The sequence below is a fragment of the Winogradskyella tangerina genome, assembly GCF_003260205.1.
GTDB classification, from domain to species: Bacteria; Bacteroidota; Bacteroidia; order Flavobacteriales; family Flavobacteriaceae; genus Winogradskyella; species Winogradskyella tangerina.
On the sequence record NZ_QERF01000002.1, the window covers coordinates 1 to 20,615 of the forward strand.

Sequence of the window (20,615 nt, forward strand, 5' to 3'; positions counted from 1 at the left end):
CACAAGTATCAGAACCTGTAGCGACACCAGTATTGGCAGAAGACTCATCATCAGTACACTCAATAGTGATATCGGCAGGAACATTAATAATAGGATCAGTCGTATCGATAACAGTAATAGTCTGATCTGCAGAAACAGCGTTTCCACACTCATCAGTTACTGTCCAAGTACGCACAATAGTTTTAGTATTACCACAAGCGGCAGTCTCAACGTCAGACTCAGTGATGGTCACTGTACCACAAGTATCAGAACCTGTAGCGACACCAGTATTGGCAGAAGACTCATCATCAGTACACTCGATAGTGATATCTGCAGGAACATTAATAATAGGATCAGTCGTATCGATAACAGTAATGGTCTGATCCGCAGAAACAGCGTTTCCACATTCATCAGTTACTGTCCAAGTACGCACAATAGTTTTTGTATTACCACAAGCGGCAGTCTCAACATCAGACTCAGTGATGGTCACTGTACCACAAGTATCAGAACCTGTAGCGACACCAGTATTGGCAGAAGACTCGTCATCAGTACACTCAATAGTGATATCTGCAGGAACATTAATAATAGGATCAGTCGTATCGATAACCGTAATAGTCTGATCAGCAGAAACAGCGTTACCACATTCATCAGTTACTGTCCAAGTACGCACAATAGTTTTAGTATTACCACAAGCGGCAGTCTCAACATCAGATTCAGTGATGGTCACTGTACCACAAGTATCAGAACCTGTAGCGACACCAGTATTGGCAGAGGACTCATCATCAGTACACTCGATAGTGATATCGGCAGGAACATTAATAATAGGATCAGTCGTATCGATAACCGTAATAGTCTGATCTGCAGAAACAGCGTTTCCACACTCATCAGTTACTGTCCAAGTACGTACAATAGTTTTTGTATTACCACAAGCTGCAGTCTCAACATCAGATTCAGTGATGGTCACCGTACCACAAGTATCAGAACCTGTAGCGACACCAGTATAGGCAGAAGACTCATCATCAGTACACTCAATAGTGATATCTGCAGGTACATTAATAATAGGATCAGTCGTATCGATAACAGTAATAGTCTGATCTGCAGAAACAGCGTTACCACATTCATCAGTTACTGTCCATGTACGCACAATAGTTTTTGTATTACCACAAGCGGCAGTCTCAACATCAGACTCAGTGATGGTTACTGTACCACAAGTATCAGAACCTGTAGCGACACCAGTATTGGCAGAGGACTCATCATCAGTACACTCAATAGTGATATCTGCAGGTACATTAATAATAGGATCGGTCGTATCGATAACAGTAATAGTCTGATCTGCAGAAACAGCGTTACCACATTCATCAGTTACTGTCCATGTACGCACAATAGTTTTCGTATTACCACAAGCGGCAGTCTCAACATCAGACTCAGTGATGGTTACTGTACCACAAGTATCAGAACCTGTAGCGACACCAGTATTGGCAGAAGACTCATCATCAGTACACTCAATAGTGATATCTGCAGGTACATTAATAATAGGATCGGTCGTATCAGCTACAGTTATGGTCTGAGTTGCTGTAGCAGTATTGCCACAATTATCTGTAATTGTAAATGTTCTTAATACAGTTATTGGACAATTATTAACCGAAGTAACAGAATCAATATAGTTTATGATTTGGATATTAAAATCATCAGAAGCATTATAATTTGGGTTCGAAGCAAAAATTGCTTGTACATCACCAGAACCAGTATCATTAAAATCAAACACGGAATTTGCACTCGTAATATCGGAAGTTGTGCAACCTTCTAAATCAATAGTAGAAGGAACTGAAATTTGAGGACTTTCTGTATCATTGATACCGATAATGCCATCAATAGATGCTGTACAATTATTTGCATCCGTAACTAAAATGGTATAAGTACCATTAGTCAGATTTTCAAATAAAACAGAAGACTGATTCGTCGTGCCATTGTCAATTGAGAATTCAAAAGGAGGAGTACCGCCTATTGCAGAAGCCTCAATGCTACCGCCATTAGCTCCAGAACAATCAACATTTGTTGTACTAACAATAACAGCTTCTAAAATATCTGGTTCACTTATAATTATATCAATAGTTTCTTCGCAGTCATTATCATCTTTTACATAAACTGTATAATTTCCAGCACTTAAATTTTCAAAAACACCAGTCGTATTACTAAAGTCAATATTATCTAAGCTGAACAAATATGGAGCTGTACCGCCAGTTGCATTAATAGTAAAAGACCCGTCAGATTCTCCATTACAGGTTACATCTTCTTTATCAACTGCAGATTCAGTTAATTCAATATCGAATACTTCAACACTGAAGTCGCAAGTAAGTTGATCTGTACTACCATCTGGATAAGTATAAGTGGCAGTATATATAACTGTTGTATTTCCGTCAGGGAATGAATCACCAGGGTTAAAGTTCGAAGTAACAGCAAAATTTACTCCATCTAAACAAGCACTTTCTAAAAGTGTAGCATTATAGTATAATCGATCAACTTCGATTTGATCACTTGCATTTAGATTGGTACCATTATCATCAAAATTAAATCGTAATTTGTATGCACCGCTCGGTACAGAGCTAGGTATAATAATCGTCTGAAGACCAGAACTTGCGATGGCAAAAATAGTGCTAGAATAAACTACTGTTGTATTGTCTAATACTTCTATGGTCCAATCAAATGCACCGTTAGGAACTATAAGTTCCATATTAATATCTACACCTGAAGATGTATCAAAATAAGACAAGGGTGTAGTGAAATTTACATTTGTACCACTAGATTGAAATAGTCTTAAATTATTAGATCCAATACGTTGAACTCTATTGTATTCCCAACAAGCATTCCCACTCTCAGGCAAATCAAATTCAACATTAAATGAATAATCATCACCAGGTGAAGAAGTACAGCATTGATATGCAAAACTTGGCGGTGTCCAATATACCGGAGTACCTAAATCATCATTGCTACAAGAAATATCAACAGTTGGAGGGCAATTATCTACTGTTATTTGACAAGGAATTGCCACTGGTTCAGTAACTGTACCAGAATTTGTTGTTGTACAACCATTGGCATCTGTTATAGTTACAGTATAGGTTCCGGCAGTCAAATTTAAGATATCTTCAGTCGTTTCACCATTGCTCCATAAGTATGAATAAGGTGCGGTTCCACCGCTTACTGTTAAATCTATCGATCCAGTATTGTCACCATTACATAAAACATCTTCAATTGCTCTTGTTGAAGAAAGTTGTTGTGAAGGCTGATTAATTGTAAAGTTTTGAGATATTGTACATCCATTTGCATCAGTAACCGTAACAGTATAATTTCCTGCGATTACATTTGAAAGGTCTTCGGTTGTATCACCATTATTCCATGAAAAGGTATAAGGAGGTTCACCACCACCTACATTTATATCAATAGCACCGGTAGCCTCAGTTCTACATAGAACATCAGTCACTGAACCAGACAACTCCAAGTTACTTAATGTGATAGATAAGGCATTTTCGAGTGGACATTCGGTAAATCCACTTTTTACAGAAATTGAGTATGTACCTTCTGCAAGTCCAGTAAAATCTGTTGAAGATTGATAATTTCCACCATTGAGCGCATATTCAAATTCTGGTCCTAATGGAGACGTAATAGTTATGGTAAAATCATCACTTGTTGAACCACAACTTACACTAGCTGTCGGGGCTGGTGGGAGGTCAACAAAGTTCAGTGTTACCGTAGCCTGGTCACAGACTGATGTATTTGGTGCTGGTAAACAAACTTCAAAATCAAAAGTTACGGTACCTGTATATCCTGCAGTAGGAACATAGCTATATGTACCGTCTGCATTAAATGTAAAAGTATCTCCAGCTGGAGTTGGGCCTGAAATTAAAGTAAAAGTTGAGCCGTCAGGAGCATTGCTGGTTTCACCAAGATCTCCGATAACTTTTTGGTCTATACAGCCTGTTTTAAAATCATCAACGGCATATTTTTGAAGTAAAAAGAATTTACCATCGCCGTGGTCTCTTGTTGCAGCAACAAATTCAATTCTTGTGATATTAGAACCTGTAGGAGCGATTTCATTTAAATGGAATAATGCAACACCAATGGTTTGACCATTTTCATTGCATCGACCTGACTGCCAGTAATCCGAACCTGCATTAGGTGGACCAAAATTACAGTCTCTATAGTTATCAGAATTACGAACAAATGTTTCACCTAATTTTTGTTCTAAACCACCGCCAGCTGGTGTTCCGTATACTTCAATATAAAAACAGTTATTACCACCACGTTCTGTAACGGCTAGAACACCACCATCATTGGCAGGAATTGCAGGACTGTAAAATATAGTTTGTTTTTGAGGGCCATCGCCATCGTCCCAATCTTCTTCAATATCTTCAAGTTCATCAAAATCTGAACAGAAATCTTGACCGTTAGAACTTGCTTCGAAATAATGATTTAAGTTTTTGCTTTGAAAAGCCGTTGTAGCAGCAGAAACCCAGTTGGCTGCATTACTAGTACCAACAACAATTCCTCCATTTAATCGTATATTATTTGGATTATGACCATCTGGACCCAGTATGGTCAATTCATAACTTGTAGGTACTACAAAGGTGTTGTAAACAGTGCCATCAATAGTCACCGATCTTATGGTAGCAGGATCACTATTATTAGACTGCGTATCTTCCCATTGAAAAGTTACACCAGTTTGAATAGAAGGTGACTGCTGAGCTAAAAGTATGTTTGGCATTATTACCAATAGCAAAATAGCTAGTGCTTTAGCCATACTTACGTTTGAAATACAATTGTATTTGTTTCTCATACTGTACATAATAACTTATAATGTCTATGATGCACTAAATGATGTATGACGAAATACGCTTAATGTTGGGTACTATCAATCATTCAAAATTTAAGCAACACTTGTTGTTTCGTTAATTGCAAAAAAATAGAGGGAAGTTTAATTACTGTAAATGAAATCTTGAATGGATTAATATATTTTTGATTTGGGGTCATTTACATTAATTTTACAAAAACAAAAGAACTTATAACCAAAGTTTTACACAAACATTAGAGTTAAAGCGGCAAAATAATCGTTAAAACGGATATATGCAACATTTTATCGAAAAAAATTGCATTTAATCGAGAATACATGAAATCAATCGTACTAGTTAGACACGGAAAATCGTCATGGGAATTTAATGTTCCAGACGCTCAAAGACCTTTAAAACAGAGGGGTATCAAAGATGCGCAATTAGTTGCAAATGAGTTTTTTAAAAGTCATAAAATTCCTTCACAAATTTTTTCAAGTCCGGCTAACCGTGCACATTCTACCTGCAAAATTTTCGTTCAAACCTTTAATTTGTCAGAAAATTCTATTTCAATTCAAGATGATCTTTATGATTTCGGAGGTGAAAGTGTTATAAATTTTATCAAGAATTTACCTAATTCCTACGACGATATTATGATATTTGGTCACAATCATGCTTTTACTTCAATTGCCAATATTTTTGGTGATAAGTTTATTGAAAATGTTCCAACAAGTGGTTTAATTAAACTTAAATTTGACATTGACAATTGGAAAGATTTAAAACAAGGAACAACCGAATTAATTATTATTCCAAAGGAATTAAAATAATGACCAAAGACAAGAATATTTACATAAATCGAGAATTAAGCTGGTTACAATTTAATGCTCGTGTACTTCAAGAAGCCGCAGATCAAAGTGTTCCATTAATAGAGCGATTAAGGTTTTTGGGTATTTTTTCTAATAATTTAGACGAGTTTTTCAAAGTACGATATGCCACGGTTAAACGAATCGACGAAGCCGGTAAAGGTGGTAAAAGTGAGCTTGGTGGTATTAAGGCAAGCGATTTATTGGCTGAAATTACCAAAACAGTAATTGAACAGCAAAGTGAGAGTCTAGAGATTCTTGATGCTATAACTAAAGAATTACAGCGTGAGAAGATTCATATTATAAACGAGACCGACATAGACGCTGATCACCACGATTTTATAAAGAATTATTTCTTTCAGGAGATAAGTCCTGCTTTAGTAGTTATTGTCTTAAATGAAGACGTCGGAGTTCCAGAGCTAAAGGATAGTGCCGCTTACCTTAATGTGAAGATGTCGAGTAATACTGGGCCAAATAAATATGCATTGATAGAAATATCAAAAGCTATGGATCGTTTTATAGTTTTACCAAGTCGAGGCGATTCAAACTATATTATAATGGTCGATGACCTGCTTAGGTACTGTTTAGATGATATTTTTAATATCTTCAATTATGATGAGATTTCGGCACATATGATAAAGATTACCAGAGATGGCGAACTCGATTTTGATAGTGATCTAAGTAGAAGTTTTATTGACAAAATTTCACGTAGTGTAAAAGGCCGTGAAAGTGGTGATCCCGTGCGCTTTGTTTATGATAAAAGCATCGATGCTGATACCTTGAGTTTCCTGCTAGAACGTATGAATATTGAGTCTACTGATAGTATTATACCTGGAGGTAGATATCACAACAGAAGGGATTATATGGGATTCCCAAGCTTGGGTAGAAATGATCTTTTGTACGACAAGATAAAACCGTTGCCAGTTAAAGGTTTAAGTTTTCAAGAAAGTATATTCAAATCAATTGCCAAAAAAGACTATTTAGTTTACACGCCTTATCATACATTTTCATATATCGTTAAGTTTCTTCGTGAAGCAGCCTTAGATCCAGATGTGAAAACGATTAAGATCACCATTTATAGGCTTGCTCAGATTTCGCACGTAGCTAGTTCATTAATTAATGCTGCGAAAAACGGTAAGGAGGTTACAGTTTCAATAGAACTTAGAGCGCGATTTGATGAAGAGGCCAATATCAATTACGCTGAACAGATGCAGGATGCGGGAGTTAACATGTTGTTTGGTGTAACTGGATTGAAAGTACATTGTAAAATGTGTGTGATTGAGCGTGAAGAAAACGACAAGCTAGTTAGGTATGGCTTTATTAGTACAGGGAATTTCAATGAATCTACGGCGAAAATTTATACTGATTTTACACTTTTGACTTCAAATTCTAAAATACTTAAAGACGTTAATAAAGTATTTAACTTCTTTGAAGTTAATTATGTAGTTAGAAGATATAAACACATTATAACCTCACCGCATTATACACAAACCAAGTTATTTGCTCTAATAGATAAAGAAATTGAAAATGTAAAGCAAGGTAAACCTGCTTATATCAAGCTTAAAATGAACAGTATAAGCAGTTATAAGATGGTGGATAAACTGTATGAAGCAAGTAGAGCTGGCGTGAAAATACAAATGATTGTTAGAGGTTTATGCTGCTTAGTTCCTGGTGTTGAAGGGATGAGTGAAAATATCGAAGTGATCAGTATTATCGATAAATTCTTAGAGCATACAAGATTGTACGTTTTTGCAAATAATGACGAACCTAAATTATATATTTCTTCAGCTGATTGGATGACCAGAAATATTGATAATAGAGTAGAAGTGAGCTGTCCTATTTACGATGAAGACATTAAAAAAGAACTTTTAGACCTTTATGATATCTGTTGGAACGATAATGTAAAAGCGCGTTACATCAACCAAACGCAAGACAATACTTATCGCAGAAACGACCTACCTAAAGTTAGAGCGCAATTCGATACCTATAATTATTATTTAAATAAGTTAGAAGGATAACATGCTGAAGATACAGAAATATGCAGCTATTGACATTGGTTCTAATGCAGTACGTTTACTTATCTCTAATATTATTGAAGAGGACAACAAACTTGTGAAGTTTAAAAAGAACTCATTGGTTCGTGTTCCTATTAGATTAGGTGCCGATGTATTCATAAATGGTGAAATTTCAGAATATAACCAACAACGCATGGTTGATACCATGATGGCTTTTAGTTTATTAATGAAATCTCATGGAGTCGTTCGCTATAAAGCTTGTGCAACATCTGCTATGCGCGAAGCCAGTAATAGTGTGCCATTGGCAAAAACCATTTCAGAGCAATGTGGCATTAATATCGATATTATTGGAGGTGAAGAAGAGGCTGCAATAATTGCAGCAACCGATTTAAATACCTTTGTCGACCCTAACAAAACGTATCTCTATGTAGATGTTGGTGGTGGAAGTACCGAATTTTCTATCATTCATAACGGAAAGAAAATCATGTCTAAATCCTTTAGAATAGGTACCGTTAGACTATTGAACGATATTGTAACAGATGAAACCTGGAAAGAACTAGAACAATGGATTACGGAAAATACAAGCGCGTACGATAGCATCGCTTTGCTTGGTTCTGGAGGTAATATTAATAAGATTTTTAAAATCTCTGGTGTAGACCTTGGTAAGCCATTAACGTACTTCTATTTAAGTAACTATTATAAGACACTTCAAAGTTATACTTACGAAGAACGAATCACTAAGCTAGACCTCAATCAAGACCGGGCAGATGTTATTATTCCGGCTACTAGAATTTACTTATCAGCAATGAAGTGGAGTAAGGCCAAAGATATTTTTGTACCTAAAATTGGACTCTCAGATGGTATAATTAAAAGTATATATTACGAAACCGTTTCGAGCGTAATTGTATGATTATGAAACAGAAAAATTACAGTTGAACTAATTTATTACTACAAAAATCTATACATTTACCCAGAATTTAGAATTTAAACTATATTCGTCGTCTCAAATTTATTATTATGAAAAAACTTATTCTTACTATTATATGTGCATGTTTTATGTCTGTTGGAATTGCTCAGGAAATAAAATATGGTGTTAGAGGTGCTCTTAATATCTCTAATTTAGATTTCGAACCAGACGCTACTTTCGAAAATAAACATCGTAACGGTTTTGCATTTGCAGGATTTGTAGATTTTGGATTTTCTGAAGAATTATCTTTACATACCGAATTACAATGGTCTGCAGAAGGTGGGAAAGATGAAAACCTAAGAGCTGATTATATTCAAATGCCTATAATGTTAAAGTTGTCGGTTTCTGAAAGATTATCTTTTGGTGCAGGACCACAAATTGCATTGAAAACATGGGAAAACAACGATGGTTTTTCAACCTTTGCATTTTCTGGAGTGGTTGGCGCAGAATACATGATCACTGACGAACTTTTTATCGATGCCAGATTTTCTTACGGTGTAACCAATATACTTGACGAAGATTTAACGGACCTCGAAGCCAAAAATCACGTTATGCAATTTGGTTTCGGTATAAAAATTTAAAACAACTAGATTTTCAAAATATTTAAAGGCTTTAACCTCTGGTTAGAGCCTTTATTTTTTTATAAACTTGAGCGTAGTAAGTGGCTTGTTATTAGATTCTAGATTTAAGAAATACATTCCAGTATTCAATTGGGTTACATTTATTTGTCCATCATCAAAAACTCCCGAAGAAATCCGCTTCCCATCAATTGCAAAGATGGTATATTCTATGTTCTGGGTTACACTAAGATCATTATAAATAAGTTCAAGCTGCTCACTTACTGGGTTTTGTTTTAAGGAAATTGAAAAATTAGCAGGAGAAAAATCGCCTACAGATAAAGACTGTTTACTAAAAGATAAACTTGTTACACTCGAAGCTGACAATCGTCCACCGCTACTAGCAGGAATACTATTTAGTACTAATGTATTGCCATCGTTAATGATTTCAAAATTAAATTTATTAGCATCTTCATCATTTAATATTGAAAAGTAAATAGCCTCAAAATCACTTGAGGGATCGCATGTATTAGTTGTAGGAGAAAAATTTGAAAGATCAATTTCGTCACCCATTCCGAAGTAAATATGATAATCTCCGCTAAAAGTATTGCAATCGCCTTGTCCATTTAAGGCGATATTCCCGAAAAAATTATCATCATCTGTACTAAGAAATAATGTTGGTGAATCAGGAGAATTGATATTATATGTGATATTATTATCTACTATAGTCTCTAAATACCAAGTTCGTGTCAAAACTGCGAGATTTTCAACTTTCGAATACACAAGTTGATCTCCAATGGCATTGGTTAGAGTTAAGGTTTGCGTTTCACCAACGCCTTCAATCACATAGGTAAAACTATTATTAGGAGCTGAAATATTATCTAATACCGATAAGAATAAATATTCATATTGCCCTCTTGGTTCCTGACCGCAATCAACTAAGGTCTGGCCAGCATAGAGTTCTATTTCAGTCTGTGTATATGTATAATCTCCAAAAATAGCATTACAACCTGCCTCTCCATCAAATTGAAAACCGAGGTAACTTGGGTTTTCAGTAAGATTAAGCTGTAAATTTCCATAAACATTTTGATAGGTAAAATTATTAATAACCAAATGATCTAAATACCAGTTACCAACAAGATCTGATTGAGAGTTTAGATTAAAACTAATGCAAATAGACAGGAGTGAGATAAGACAGAGTTGTTTCATTTTAAGATGAGCTAATAACAACTCTAAGTTATTAAAATTATCCGTGAATTGTTTCTTTTTTCCCTAAGTCTTTCATGATTTTTGCTTCATAATCAAGGAGTTGCTTCCATTTTTCATCAACTTCTTGTCGTTCTCCATATTGTCTAGCAAACTTCAAAAACATGGTGTAATGACCGGCTTCACTAATCATGAGTTTTCTATAGAATTTGGCTAATTTCTTATCTTCAAGATGTTCTGATAACAGTCTAAAGCGCTCACAACTTCTAGCCTCAATTAATGCAGCATAAAGAAGTCGATGTACCAATTGAGTCGTTCTACTTCCGCCTTTTGGAAAGAATTTTAATAAGGCAATTACATAGTCATCTTTACGATCTCTGCCTAAAGTCCAACCGCGATCTAAAATTAGGTCATGAACCATTTTAAAATGACTCATTTCTTCATTGACCAGGTCTATCATTTCTTCAACGAGTTCGGTATATTCAGGAAAACTAACAATTAACGAAATTGCGGTACTTGCCGCTTTTTGTTCACAATAAGCGTGGTCAGTTAATATGTCTTCAATATTTTTTTCTACGATATTAACCCATCTAGGGTCCGTTGGCAGTTTTAATCCTAGCATTTTAATTATACGGTTTTCGTTCTATATTCATTAAACCCTCATCATTTATAATCATTGTATGCAAAGTCACCTTATTTGTATTTGGAATGGCATACATGATATCGATTTCAATAGATTCAGAAGTCGAGTAGTTTTCATTAAACTCTATTGATTTTAAGACGCCCAATTCATCAAAATCCTTTAAATCTGATGTCTCAGGATTTTCAAAACGGAATAGCTTATTTACACGTTTTTTATCAAACTGATCATTATAAATTGTTTTTCCATTTTTTTCAACTGAGATCAAAAACTTGAAATTTCTATAATAGGTCTGATAATTAATGGTGTCTTTAATTTGAGTAACTCGGACGGTATTTTCCATGTCTGAAAATGTCTTTATTTTCACTCTGTATCCTGAATGCAATAAGGTATCCACCTCACGCTCCACGTACGATTCAGGCTCATACACCAGGATTTCAACAGTAACAGAATTTCTAAATTCCTCAATATCTTCTGAAAGTGCTTGTGCTTTAGTTTTACGACCTTCACAACTGGTAAATGCAATGATCACTATAAATACAAAGCTTAGTATTCGACTTATTTTAGACATCTAGACCAAAGGTTTTTTTGAGCAATTCAATATTTGGGTTTTTCTCCTTAAGTTTTTCATACTTCTCCTGAGGTGTAAAGGCATATTTTTTGGCCACTTCCTCGTTGACGGTAATTTCTAGATATAGATCGTAATTTTTTAAGGTTCGGCGTAAATAGGAGAGAAGTGGATATTGTGCGCGCTCTAGTTCTATTTTATTCGTCTGGTTTGAATATTCCAATTGAATAGCAGTTCCCACGAGTTTAGGTTCGGCCATTTGAAGTATGGATGCCATGATCTTTTCCCCTTTTTTATCCATTGATAAGGCATAAGCATTCCAGGCTTCAGTGAGTTCTTCCTGATTAACAGGTTCTCTTGGGAGTTCTTCTTCATCAATAATAACGTCCATTTGACGTATCTGATGTTCTTTCTTTTCTTTAATACTTTTCAGTGAAAGGCCGGAAGTAGCAGATTTTGCTCTGTCAATTGATATTTTTGGAATAACAGCCGGTTTAACTGCAGTAGCAACAGGTTCTTCCTCTATAACGGTCTCCATTTCTTGTGGTTGTTCGGCTTGAGCAACCTGTTCTTTTTGAACCGTTTCAGGTTTAGACACTGGAACGGGAGTAATTCCTTTAGCTTCAAAATAAGCTGGTGGAATTATGAAATGTTTACTGTTTTTTTTTTCTCCATCATAAGTGATAGAGGCCAACTGCATAAGTGTTAATTCAACGAGTAAGCGCTGATTTTTGCTGGTTTTATATTTGAGATCACAATCATTGGCAAGTTCAATGCCTTTCATTAAAAATGCATTAGAGGTTTTAAGACATTGCTCAACGTATTTTTGTTGAGTTTCCTCACCAACTTCAAGTAAATCAATAGTAGACTGGTTTTTACAAACCATAAGGTCTCTAAAATGAGACGCTAAGCCAGCAATGTAATGATGACCATCAAAACCTTTTGATAATATAGTGTTGAATTGAACCAACAGCTCTGGGATTTTATTTTCCAGTATGAGATCGGTACTTTCAAAATAAGTTTCGTAGTCTAATACATTTAAATTTTCAGTAACTGCTTGTCTGGTTAAATTTTTCCCTGAGAAACTCACCACGCGGTCAAAAATAGACAGGGCATCACGCATGGCGCCGTCTGCTTTCTGAGCAATAATATGCAAGGCATCATCTTCGGCATTTATTCCTTGTTCTTCTGCAATGTATTTCAAGTATTCTTTAGCATCCTTAACGGTGATTCGTTTAAAATCAAAAATCTGACAACGCGATAAAATCGTTGGAATGATCTTATGCTTTTCAGTTGTAGCTAATATGAAGATACAATGTTTAGGAGGTTCCTCTAAAGTCTTTAAAAATGCATTAAATGCAGCTTGCGATAACATATGGACCTCATCAATGATATATACTTTGTATTTGCCTACCTGCGGTGGAATCCTAACCTGGTCGGTTAAGCTTCTGATGTCATCAACAGAGTTATTTGATGCGGCATCGAGTTCAAAAATATTGAAAGCAAAGTCTTCATCCTCACTTGTATTACCATCACTATTAATCATCTTAGCTAAAATACGTGCACAAGTGGTTTTACCCACACCTCGAGGCCCTGTAAAGAGTAGTGCCTGTGCTAGATGATTATTTTCAATTGCGTTAAGTAAGGTATTAGTAATGGCTTGTTGCCCCACAACATCCTTAAAGGTTTGAGGTCTATATTTACGTGCCGATACTACGAAGTGTTCCATTGAAAAATGACTGAATTACAAATTTAAGAATAACCTATAAATAGCCATTTGCGAAGGACAAAAATTAATAGGAGTTATTAACAATTTATGTACTTTTGCCCGAGTAGATCGCCTTATCGCTTCGCAGTTTGTTGTGGGGAGGAAAGTCCGAACACCACAGTGCAATATAGTGGTTAACAGCCACCAGTCGAAAGGCTAGGAAAAGTGCAACAGAAAGTATGTACAGGTAATGCTGTAGTGAAATCAGGTAAACTCTATATGGTGCAATGTCATGTATACCAACGCTTGAGAGCGGCACGTTCAATGTTGGAGGGTAGACAGCTAAAGTTTGCTGGCAACAGTAAACTGAGATAAATGATAAGGGTTGAGACGGTTATCGTTTCAATACAGAATTCGGCTTATAGATTTACTCAATTAAAAAACCTTCTGAAGTCAGAAGGTTTTTTAGTTTAATTAGAGATTCGTCTCTATTCGTCAGCCCCTTCATCGTCACTTCCTTCAGCTTCAGATTCTTCTTCGGCCTGCATTGCTGCCATTGCGGCGTTCATTTCAGTACCATCAAAGTAAATATGCTCTTCAATAATTTTACCTCCATCGAACTGAACAGCCAAATGCACAGGAATAGACAATTCTGTACCATTGGTCATTGTACCATTATGTTGACCCCAAAAATAGACCCAGGTTTCGTCTTCTTTGTCTAGCACCATTTCTATATAGCTAGATTCTTTATCAAAGCCATAAGAAGAAAAAGCTGCAGTCATCTCGGATAGATTTTTTGCCCTTGCATCTAAGGTCATTGGCTCTTTAGAATTTACATAGATCTTTGCAGTGTCTGCAAAGTGACCTTTCCATGTATCCCAATCACCACCTTCATAGGCGGCTATTCCAGCTTCTAAGGTTTTGGTTTCATCAGATTCGGCAAAATAGCGTTGTTTTTGTTCTTCACACGAACTTAGGAATATTACAAGAATTCCTAGCAATAATACATTTTTCATATTGTTGATTTAAGTTAGGATTATTAAATTTTAATATTAGGTTAAGCTGGTAGATCTGATTTTTGAATGTTACAATGAATTATTCTTCTGGCCAATAACTGAGGTCTGGTCTAAGATTACCTTCAACCTGATCGTAGCGCGTGGTAAGTTTAATAACATCCCAGAAAACGGCATCCTTTTCATCGCCTAATAATTTGTCATTTTCTTCGCCGCCCTTCACAATATCCATTTCCGAAGCTCCAGCTATTGCCACCATGTAGTAGCTTTCTTCACTTCCAAAACCACTGTGGTAAACTTCATATCCATTTTTCACTCCTTTTTCTTTAAACATCTCCTTTACTTTGGTCATAGCTTCGCCCATAGCTTTACTGTTTTTGGGTGCATAATACAAGAAATGATACTCTCTTTGGTTTTTGTCTTGTGTGCTGTAGCCTTCAGGAATATATGAAAGTGTAGGCATGTAGTGAATAATTTCATTACTATGAGAATCATAGCAATCATCCATTTCATCAAACATTTCATTCATTTTTTCCTCTCCAACTTTTTTAGCTACTTCTGCCATTGGATTTTCGTCTAGTTCAGCCATGTTCTTAATAGGTGTCACATGAACATATCTACCATCTTCAACACTAATGGTAGTCCAATTCATGTCTTTGACATTGTTCTCTTCGCACATGGTCTTGAATTTGAGTGAAAGCTCCTCGTATTTGGGCATCATTTCAAACTTTACATTGTCTGTATGTACTACAAACATGGTAGGTTGCTCTTCTTGGGAATTCGCAAAATTGAAAGTAAAAACTGCAGAGATAAGCAATAGCAGTCCCGTTTTAAATTTCCTCATAATAATTGATTTAATTGGTTAATATGATTTGTTAATAGCAAAACATAATTGGGTCAACCAAATAGTAAATCTACGGGCGGAAACTATAGTCTTATAACTCTAAGGGACGGGTATTGAGACCTTTAAGGTACTAAAAAAACTTATTTAGGATTAGTACTACAAATCTAAACCAATAATTTTTTTTGCAAATTTTTATGGAAATTGATGCAATGAACGTTCTGAAAATTATTCAAAAAAACTAAACATACTTCCGCCATACTTTTTTGAATTTGAGAAGTGATCTAGATGAGAAAGGTCTGTATGTTTTGAATGTTCAATGATCAAAAAACCATTGTCTTCTAAGAGGTTGTTCTGAAAAACTAGTTCAGCAATACTAGCAAATTGAGCCTCTTCAAAATCATACGGAGGGTCGGCAAAAATAATAGAGAATTGTTGATTACTATGTTCTAAAAATTTGAAGACATCGCTTTTTATAGCTTGTATAGGCATATTAAAATTTTCAGCCGTTTCGGTAATAAATTTCACACAACCGTAATTTCCGTCCACAGCTATGATTTGTTCTGTTCCTCGTGAAGCAAATTCATAGCTAATGTTACCTGTTCCTGAAAATAGATCTAAGACTGAAATATCATCAAAATAGTACTGGTTGTTTAAAATATTGAATAGTGCTTCCTTGGCCATATCGGTGGTAGGACGCACAGGAAGTTTTTTAGGAGCTGTTATTTTCCTGCCTTTGTATGTGCCCGAAATGATTCGCATTAAAAAGAATTTAAGATAAGAAGGTGTTTATGAAGATCATTTTGACTTACCGATTCTGAGAAATTAAAACTCGAATTTACATCTGAAATGTTTACGTGTCTAATATAGGTATAGACCAATTTAAAGAGCTCATCATCTTTTTCAATTTTACCACTGAGTTGAATAGCTATTGTCTCTACATCGAGCTCTAATTGCTCAAAAACAAAGAGGATATAATATATAAAATCTTCTTTGCTATAATACTCAAAGACATTGAATAATTGCAGTTGTCCTTCATTAACAACCAATATTTCAAGCATGGTTTCGTCTACGTGAACGAAGACTTCAGAATTACTTCCAGTAGTTGTTCTTTGTAAAATAGAGTCGATTAGAATAGTGGAGGAATGCTTATAAGTGAACTCTCCGAATGTATCAAAAATGTAATTATTGATATTTACATACGGAATATAAATATTGACACTTTCATTAATGCTAATATCGTCTTCAGTAATGTAATCTGTTTTCAAGATTTTAGCATTAAACTTCAAATAATTTGCCTTTTGATTTTCGTCATAAAGGTCTCTAGGGACCAATGTAGACAACTCATTTTGATGAATGACATTAACCGCAGTAAACGTATCAAAAAACTTAGAATTGGCACTCAATTCAGTTTTCAAACGGTTAAGAACATCGAATGGAGTAAGTTTGTTTCCAAATGTTATCGAATTTAGAAACTCTACTGAATTCGTTGTTCTGTTTAGTATACAAAAAGAAAGCCCATTCAAATTCACTTGAATGGACAGTTCTTTAATGTTTTTATTATTCAAAATGTTATTCCTTAACTGACAGGTCTTTACCCCAATTTCCACTGGTGTTAACTTCTTCCATCGAACCGATTTTCACAGTTTCACCTTTCACACCTGCGATAGAAACAGCTTGTCTTTCTTTTTCGATCAGGTATTTATCTTGACCATCTAATACAATGGCCTTATCTACGCTAGCTTCAAATACTGGGATCTCGTCTAACTTTCCTGCTTGAAGAGTAAATTTCGCTCCAGGTTTTCCAACGCCAACATCTGCCATAGTTTTATAGCGCATATCACCTTTGAAAATTGAATCTTTTACTGTGTAAAAATCTAAGGTATCTATTAATGTTAAAGTCTTAAAGGTTTCCACACCACCAAAAGCACGTGTTCTTTCTTCATCTAAAACTAAAGTATCTCTACGTTGCGTAATTGGCACTTTACCGTTTTCAACAAAATCAATTAGTTTATTAAAATCTCCAGCATATTCACCGTTCACTTCTTTATAAGCCAATTGTGAATCTCTAATATCCACTAAACGATCTATAACAACTTTGTAGCGATCTACTTTAAGTTTATTGAATTTAATTTCTTCATAAACCGAATTAAATGTTATGTATCCTAGAAAAATAATAAGTGCCCAAAGCAAAATATTGATAACTGGCTTTAATTTTTTAGGTACAAATTTATCTATTAACCACACGATTAACACGGTTAATATTATAATAACTACAACTGCTATAATTACTCTCATTTTAGTTTTATTAATTAGGTCTCTCGCAAATCTACAATTTTTTTTTAATGGTTAAAACTATCTAAATAAAAAATAAAGTTGCAACAAAGAATAATGCTATCTTGCCAATTATTTAACTTCTATGATTACCAATGCCTCAGCCTTTTATTCACTGTTAAAATCAAAGTTTCCCTTTGCACCAACATCTAAGCAAGATAGGGTACTCATGGACTTATCTCAGTTTATTTTTGATAAGTCTACCAACCATATCTATTTATTAAAGGGTTATGCAGGTACAGGTAAAACCAGCATTATTGGAACCATAGTGAGTAATCTTTGGCAAGCAAAAAAAAGTGCTGTGTTATTGGCACCGACTGGAAGAGCTGCCAAAGTCATTTCTAATTACTCAAAAAAGGAAGCGTTTACCATTCATAAGAAGATTTACTTTCCGAAGAAAGAAAAAGGAGGAGGTGTAAAATTTGTTATGCAGCCTAATAAACATCGTAACACCATTTTCATCGTTGATGAAGCCTCAATGATTCCCGATGTGCCATCAGACTCTAAGCTCTTCGAAAATGGTTCCTTACTAGATGACTTAATGCAATATGTATATTCTGGTCATCAATGTAAACTTTTACTAATTGGTGATAAGGCACAATTACCACCGGTTAAATCAGATTTAAGTCCTGCATTAGATGCAGGAAAATTAAGTTTGAATTATAACAAAGATGTTTCAGGCATAGAACTCGACGAGGTTGTTAGACAAGAACAAGATTCCGGGATATTAGACAATGCCACAGAATTAAGAGCCGTTTTAGAAACTGGTATTTTTGAAAGTTTTAAGTTCGATGTAAATCCTTATAAAGATATTGTTCGATTGGTTGATGGACATGAAATTATGGATGCTATAAATGACGCCTATCATAACGAAGGCTACGAAGAAACAGCTATTATCGTAAGAAGTAACAAACGGGCTAATCTGTACAACAAGCAAATTCGTGAACGTATATTATTTAATGAAAGTGAATTGTCGGCCGGTGATTATTTAATGGTCGTAAAGAACAACTATTTCTGGATCAAACCAACTTCTGAAGCCGGATTTATAGCCAACGGCGACATCATTGAAGTATTGGAGATCTTTAGTATAAAAGAATTATATGGTTTCAAATTTGCCGAAGTTAAAGTGAAAATGGTCGATTACCCGCGTATGCGCCCTTTTGAAACCGTTCTACTGTTAGATACAATTAATGCTGAAAGTGCCTCTTTGAGTTACGAGGAATCTAATCGACTATACCAAGAAGTAGCGCAAGACTATGCAAATGAAAGCTCTAATTATAAACGATTTCTCGGCGTAAAGAATAATAAGTATTTTAATGCACTTCAGGTTAAATTTTCATATGCTATTACCTGCCATAAATCGCAAGGAGGTCAGTGGAACACTATATTTATTGAGCAGCCTTATTTGCCAAATGGGCCCGATAAGGATTATATCCGTTGGCTTTATACGGCAGTTACGAGAGCAAAAGAAAAATTGTACCTTATCGGATTTAAGAATGACATGTTTACAGAAAACAGTCTCGATTAATGCAGAATATTTTATTTTTGAATACTGAATTAGCAGTTCTATGAAGATCATTTCAATGATTCCAGCACGATACAGTGCATCACGTTTTCCTGGTAAATTAATGCAAAATTTAGCCGGTAAATCTGTTATTCTCCGAACTTATGAGGCAACCGTTGCTACTAAGCTTTTTAGTGAAGTATATGTTGTAACAGATAGTGACATCATATTCAATGAAATAGTAAATAATGGAGGTAAAGCCATTATGAGCAAGGGCGAGCACGAATCTGGAAGTGATCGGATTGCAGAAGCCGTAGCAGATGTGGATTGTGATATTGTGGTAAATGTTCAGGGAGATGAACCCTTTACAGAGCGTGAAAGCTTATTTAAGGTTTTAGAAGTTTTTAAAGACGATACTGATAAAGAAATCGATTTAGCATCGCTTATGGTTGAAATTACAGATTGGGATGAGATCAATAATCCCAATACTGTAAAGGTCATTGTTGATCAGAATAATTTTGCATTGTATTTTTCGAGAAGTCCTATACCATTCCCACGAGATAAAGAAGCAGGTGCACGATATTTCAAACATAAAGGAATCTATGCCTTTAGAAAAGAAGCCTTATTAGATTTTGCAGTGTTACCGATGCAATTTATAGAAGCCACTGAAAAGATTGAGTGTATTCGATATTTAGAATACGGGAAGAAAATTAAAATGGTCGAAACCCAAGTTCAAGGTGTAGAAATTGATACTCCTGAGGATTTGGAAAGAGCAAAACAACTTTGGAAGTAAATTTTAAGGATATAAAGGTGATCGGCTTCGATGCCGATGATACCCTTTGGGTAAACGAAACTTATTTCAGGGAAGCTGAAGAGGAGGTTGGACGATTATTATCACATTATGAAACGCCCAATAAGATAGATCAGGAATTGTTTCTAATGGAAATTAAAAATCTTCCCACTTATGGATATGGCGTTAAAGGATTCATTTTATCAATAATTGAGCTTGCAATAGAACTCTCTAATGGTACTGTAGATAATCAAATTATAAGTAAGATATTAGATATTGGAAAAGGCATGATCAATAAACCCATAGAATTGTTAGATGGGGTGGAAGAAGTGTTGAAAACCTTATCTAAGGATTATAGACTAATAGTTGCTACAAAGGGAGATTTATTAGATCAGGAACGAAAATTAGAAAAGTCGGGTTTAATTCAATATTTCCATCACATTGAAGTACTGAGTGAAAAGCAAGAAGCTAACTATCAAAAGCTTCTCGATCATCTCGATATCAATCCAGGTAATTTCTTGATGATAGGGAATTCCTTGAAGTCAGATATTTTACCTCTGGTAAATATTGGGGCAAAAGCAATACATGTTCCTTTTCATACCACATGGGAGCATGAGAAAGTGTCCGATAAAAAGGCTAATGGCCAAGGCTACAAAACTGTTGAAAGTTTATCAGACATCATCGAATTACTAAAATGAAATTTGATGACGTCGTAGTTCAGAATAGAAAAAGACATTGTTGTCATAATATTAAAACAGACATGGTTAATAAATACCAAGTTTGTTGTTATTTTTGTTAAAGAATTTAAAG

The 20,615-nt window shown here is 35.1% G+C and carries 17 protein-coding genes and 1 other RNA gene; 8 read left to right on the forward strand and 10 right to left on the reverse strand.

The features are described from left to right. A partial coding sequence (locus DDY94_RS02740; protein ID WP_232817805.1) for an Ig-like domain-containing protein occupies nt 1-4,774 on the reverse strand: 4,774 nt, incomplete at its 3' end. Nucleotides 4,775-5,140: 366 nt separating this feature from the next. Here DDY94_RS02740 and DDY94_RS02745 point away from each other — a divergent pair. From DDY94_RS02745 to DDY94_RS02760, 4 genes are all read left to right on the forward strand, one after another. Next, nucleotides 5,141-5,626 (forward strand): SixA phosphatase family protein, encoded by a 486-nt coding sequence (locus DDY94_RS02745; protein WP_111682517.1) that lies wholly within the window; start codon nt 5,141-5,143, stop codon nt 5,624-5,626. Continuing rightward, entirely contained in the window at nt 5,626-7,680 is a 2,055-nt protein-coding gene (gene ppk1, locus DDY94_RS02750; RefSeq protein WP_111682518.1) for a polyphosphate kinase 1, read from the forward strand. Before DDY94_RS02745 ends, ppk1 begins: the two co-directional genes overlap by 1 nt. A 1-nt stretch (nt 7,681) precedes the next feature. Next, entirely contained in the window at nt 7,682-8,587 is a 906-nt protein-coding gene (locus tag DDY94_RS02755) for a Ppx/GppA phosphatase family protein (protein WP_111682519.1), read from the forward strand. Between the two features lie 107 nt (nt 8,588-8,694). Further along, a complete protein-coding gene (locus DDY94_RS02760; protein ID WP_111682520.1) occupies nt 8,695-9,225 on the forward strand; it encodes a porin family protein in 531 nt (176 codons plus the stop codon). A 51-nt stretch (nt 9,226-9,276) separates the two neighbouring features. Here the strand turns inward: DDY94_RS02760 and DDY94_RS02765 are convergent, their stop codons facing one another. The 4 genes from DDY94_RS02765 to DDY94_RS02780 are packed head-to-tail and all read right to left on the reverse strand — an operon-like array spanning nt 9,277 to nt 13,344. Then, a complete protein-coding gene (locus tag DDY94_RS02765) occupies nt 9,277-10,410 on the reverse strand; it encodes an META domain-containing protein (protein ID WP_111682521.1) in 1,134 nt (377 codons plus the stop codon). Nucleotides 10,411-10,447: 37 nt separating this feature from the next. After that, nucleotides 10,448-11,029: a tRNA-(ms[2]io[6]A)-hydroxylase gene (gene miaE, locus DDY94_RS02770; RefSeq protein ID WP_111682522.1), complete on the reverse strand. Its 582-nt coding sequence runs from the start codon at nt 11,027-11,029 to the stop codon at nt 10,448-10,450. Nucleotide 11,030: 1 nt separating this feature from the next. Next, the gene (locus DDY94_RS02775) at nt 11,031-11,618 is read right to left on the reverse strand and encodes a hypothetical protein (RefSeq protein ID WP_157957220.1); all 588 of its coding nucleotides are present in this window, start codon (nt 11,616-11,618) and stop codon (nt 11,031-11,033) included. Beyond that, the gene (locus DDY94_RS02780; RefSeq protein WP_111682524.1) at nt 11,611-13,344 is read right to left on the reverse strand and encodes a DNA polymerase III subunit gamma/tau; all 1,734 of its coding nucleotides are present in this window, start codon (nt 13,342-13,344) and stop codon (nt 11,611-11,613) included. The genes DDY94_RS02775 and DDY94_RS02780 overlap by 8 nt, the downstream gene beginning before the upstream one ends. A 100-nt stretch (nt 13,345-13,444) precedes the next feature. Between DDY94_RS02780 and rnpB the strand changes: the two genes are divergently transcribed. Continuing rightward, an RNA gene (gene rnpB / locus DDY94_RS02785) (RNase P RNA component class A) lies at nt 13,445-13,761 on the forward strand. Between the two features lie 50 nt (nt 13,762-13,811). Here the strand turns inward: rnpB and DDY94_RS02790 are convergent. The 5 genes from DDY94_RS02790 to DDY94_RS02810 form a co-directional block, all read right to left on the reverse strand. Further along, nucleotides 13,812-14,339, reverse strand: coding sequence for a nuclear transport factor 2 family protein (locus DDY94_RS02790; protein ID WP_111682525.1), 528 nt, complete (start codon nt 14,337-14,339; stop codon nt 13,812-13,814). Between the two features lie 79 nt (nt 14,340-14,418). Further along, complete coding sequence (locus tag DDY94_RS02795) at nt 14,419-15,180, reverse strand: hypothetical protein (RefSeq protein WP_157957221.1); 762 nt, start codon at nt 15,178-15,180, stop codon at nt 14,419-14,421. Between the two features lie 225 nt (nt 15,181-15,405). Continuing rightward, nucleotides 15,406-15,939 carry a 16S rRNA (guanine(966)-N(2))-methyltransferase RsmD gene (rsmD, locus tag DDY94_RS02800; RefSeq protein WP_111682527.1) on the reverse strand — a complete coding sequence of 178 codons (534 nt, stop codon included), beginning with the start codon at nt 15,937-15,939 and terminating at the stop codon, nt 15,406-15,408. After that, nucleotides 15,939-16,745 (reverse strand): DUF3822 family protein, encoded by an 807-nt coding sequence (locus DDY94_RS02805; protein ID WP_111682528.1) that lies wholly within the window; start codon nt 16,743-16,745, stop codon nt 15,939-15,941. Before DDY94_RS02805 ends, rsmD begins: the two co-directional genes overlap by 1 nt. Nucleotides 16,746-16,749: 4 nt before the next feature. Further along, nucleotides 16,750-17,475, reverse strand: coding sequence for a hypothetical protein (locus DDY94_RS02810; protein WP_111682529.1), 726 nt, complete (start codon nt 17,473-17,475; stop codon nt 16,750-16,752). A gap of 121 nt (nt 17,476-17,596) precedes the next feature. Between DDY94_RS02810 and DDY94_RS02815 the strand changes: the two genes are divergently transcribed. Genes DDY94_RS02815 through DDY94_RS02825 form a run of 3 tightly spaced genes read left to right on the forward strand, consistent with a single transcriptional unit; the run spans nt 17,597 to nt 20,503 of the window. Beyond that, nucleotides 17,597-19,039, forward strand: coding sequence for an ATP-dependent DNA helicase (locus DDY94_RS02815; RefSeq protein WP_111682530.1), 1,443 nt, complete (start codon nt 17,597-17,599; stop codon nt 19,037-19,039). Between the two features lie 55 nt (nt 19,040-19,094). Then, complete coding sequence (gene kdsB, locus DDY94_RS02820) at nt 19,095-19,808, forward strand: 3-deoxy-manno-octulosonate cytidylyltransferase (protein ID WP_198658915.1); 714 nt, start codon at nt 19,095-19,097, stop codon at nt 19,806-19,808. Continuing rightward, entirely contained in the window at nt 19,799-20,503 is a 705-nt protein-coding gene (locus DDY94_RS02825) for an HAD family hydrolase (protein ID WP_111682532.1), read from the forward strand. Before kdsB ends, DDY94_RS02825 begins: the two co-directional genes overlap by 10 nt. The last annotated feature ends 112 nt before the right edge of the window (nt 20,504-20,615 follow it).

Bases quoted from the DNA above. Each gene is read 5' to 3' on its own strand.
- DDY94_RS02775 (WP_157957220.1), bottom strand. From the start codon at position 11,618: ATGTCTAAAATAAGTCGAATACTAAGCTTTGTATTTATAGTGATCATT.
- kdsB (WP_198658915.1), top strand. From the start codon at position 19,095: ATGATTCCAGCACGATACAGTGCATCACGTTTTCCTGGTAAATTAATG.
- DDY94_RS02760 (WP_111682520.1), top strand. From the start codon at position 8,695: ATGAAAAAACTTATTCTTACTATTATATGTGCATGTTTTATGTCTGTT.
- DDY94_RS02810 (WP_111682529.1), bottom strand. From the start codon at position 17,475: ATGAGAGTAATTATAGCAGTTGTAGTTATTATAATATTAACCGTGTTA.
- DDY94_RS02745 (WP_111682517.1), top strand. From the start codon at position 5,141: ATGAAATCAATCGTACTAGTTAGACACGGAAAATCGTCATGGGAATTT.
- ppk1 (WP_111682518.1), top strand. From the start codon at position 5,626: ATGACCAAAGACAAGAATATTTACATAAATCGAGAATTAAGCTGGTTA.
- miaE (WP_111682522.1), bottom strand. From the start codon at position 11,029: ATGCTAGGATTAAAACTGCCAACGGACCCTAGATGGGTTAATATCGTA.
- rsmD (WP_111682527.1), bottom strand. From the start codon at position 15,939: ATGCGAATCATTTCGGGCACATACAAAGGCAGGAAAATAACAGCTCCT.
- DDY94_RS02795 (WP_157957221.1), bottom strand. From the start codon at position 15,180: ATGAGGAAATTTAAAACGGGACTGCTATTGCTTATCTCTGCAGTTTTT.
- DDY94_RS02755 (WP_111682519.1), top strand. From the start codon at position 7,682: ATGCTGAAGATACAGAAATATGCAGCTATTGACATTGGTTCTAATGCA.
- DDY94_RS02765 (WP_111682521.1), bottom strand. From the start codon at position 10,410: ATGAAACAACTCTGTCTTATCTCACTCCTGTCTATTTGCATTAGTTTT.
- DDY94_RS02815 (WP_111682530.1), top strand. From the start codon at position 17,597: ATGATTACCAATGCCTCAGCCTTTTATTCACTGTTAAAATCAAAGTTT.
- DDY94_RS02790 (WP_111682525.1), bottom strand. From the start codon at position 14,339: ATGAAAAATGTATTATTGCTAGGAATTCTTGTAATATTCCTAAGTTCG.
- DDY94_RS02780 (WP_111682524.1), bottom strand. From the start codon at position 13,344: ATGGAACACTTCGTAGTATCGGCACGTAAATATAGACCTCAAACCTTT.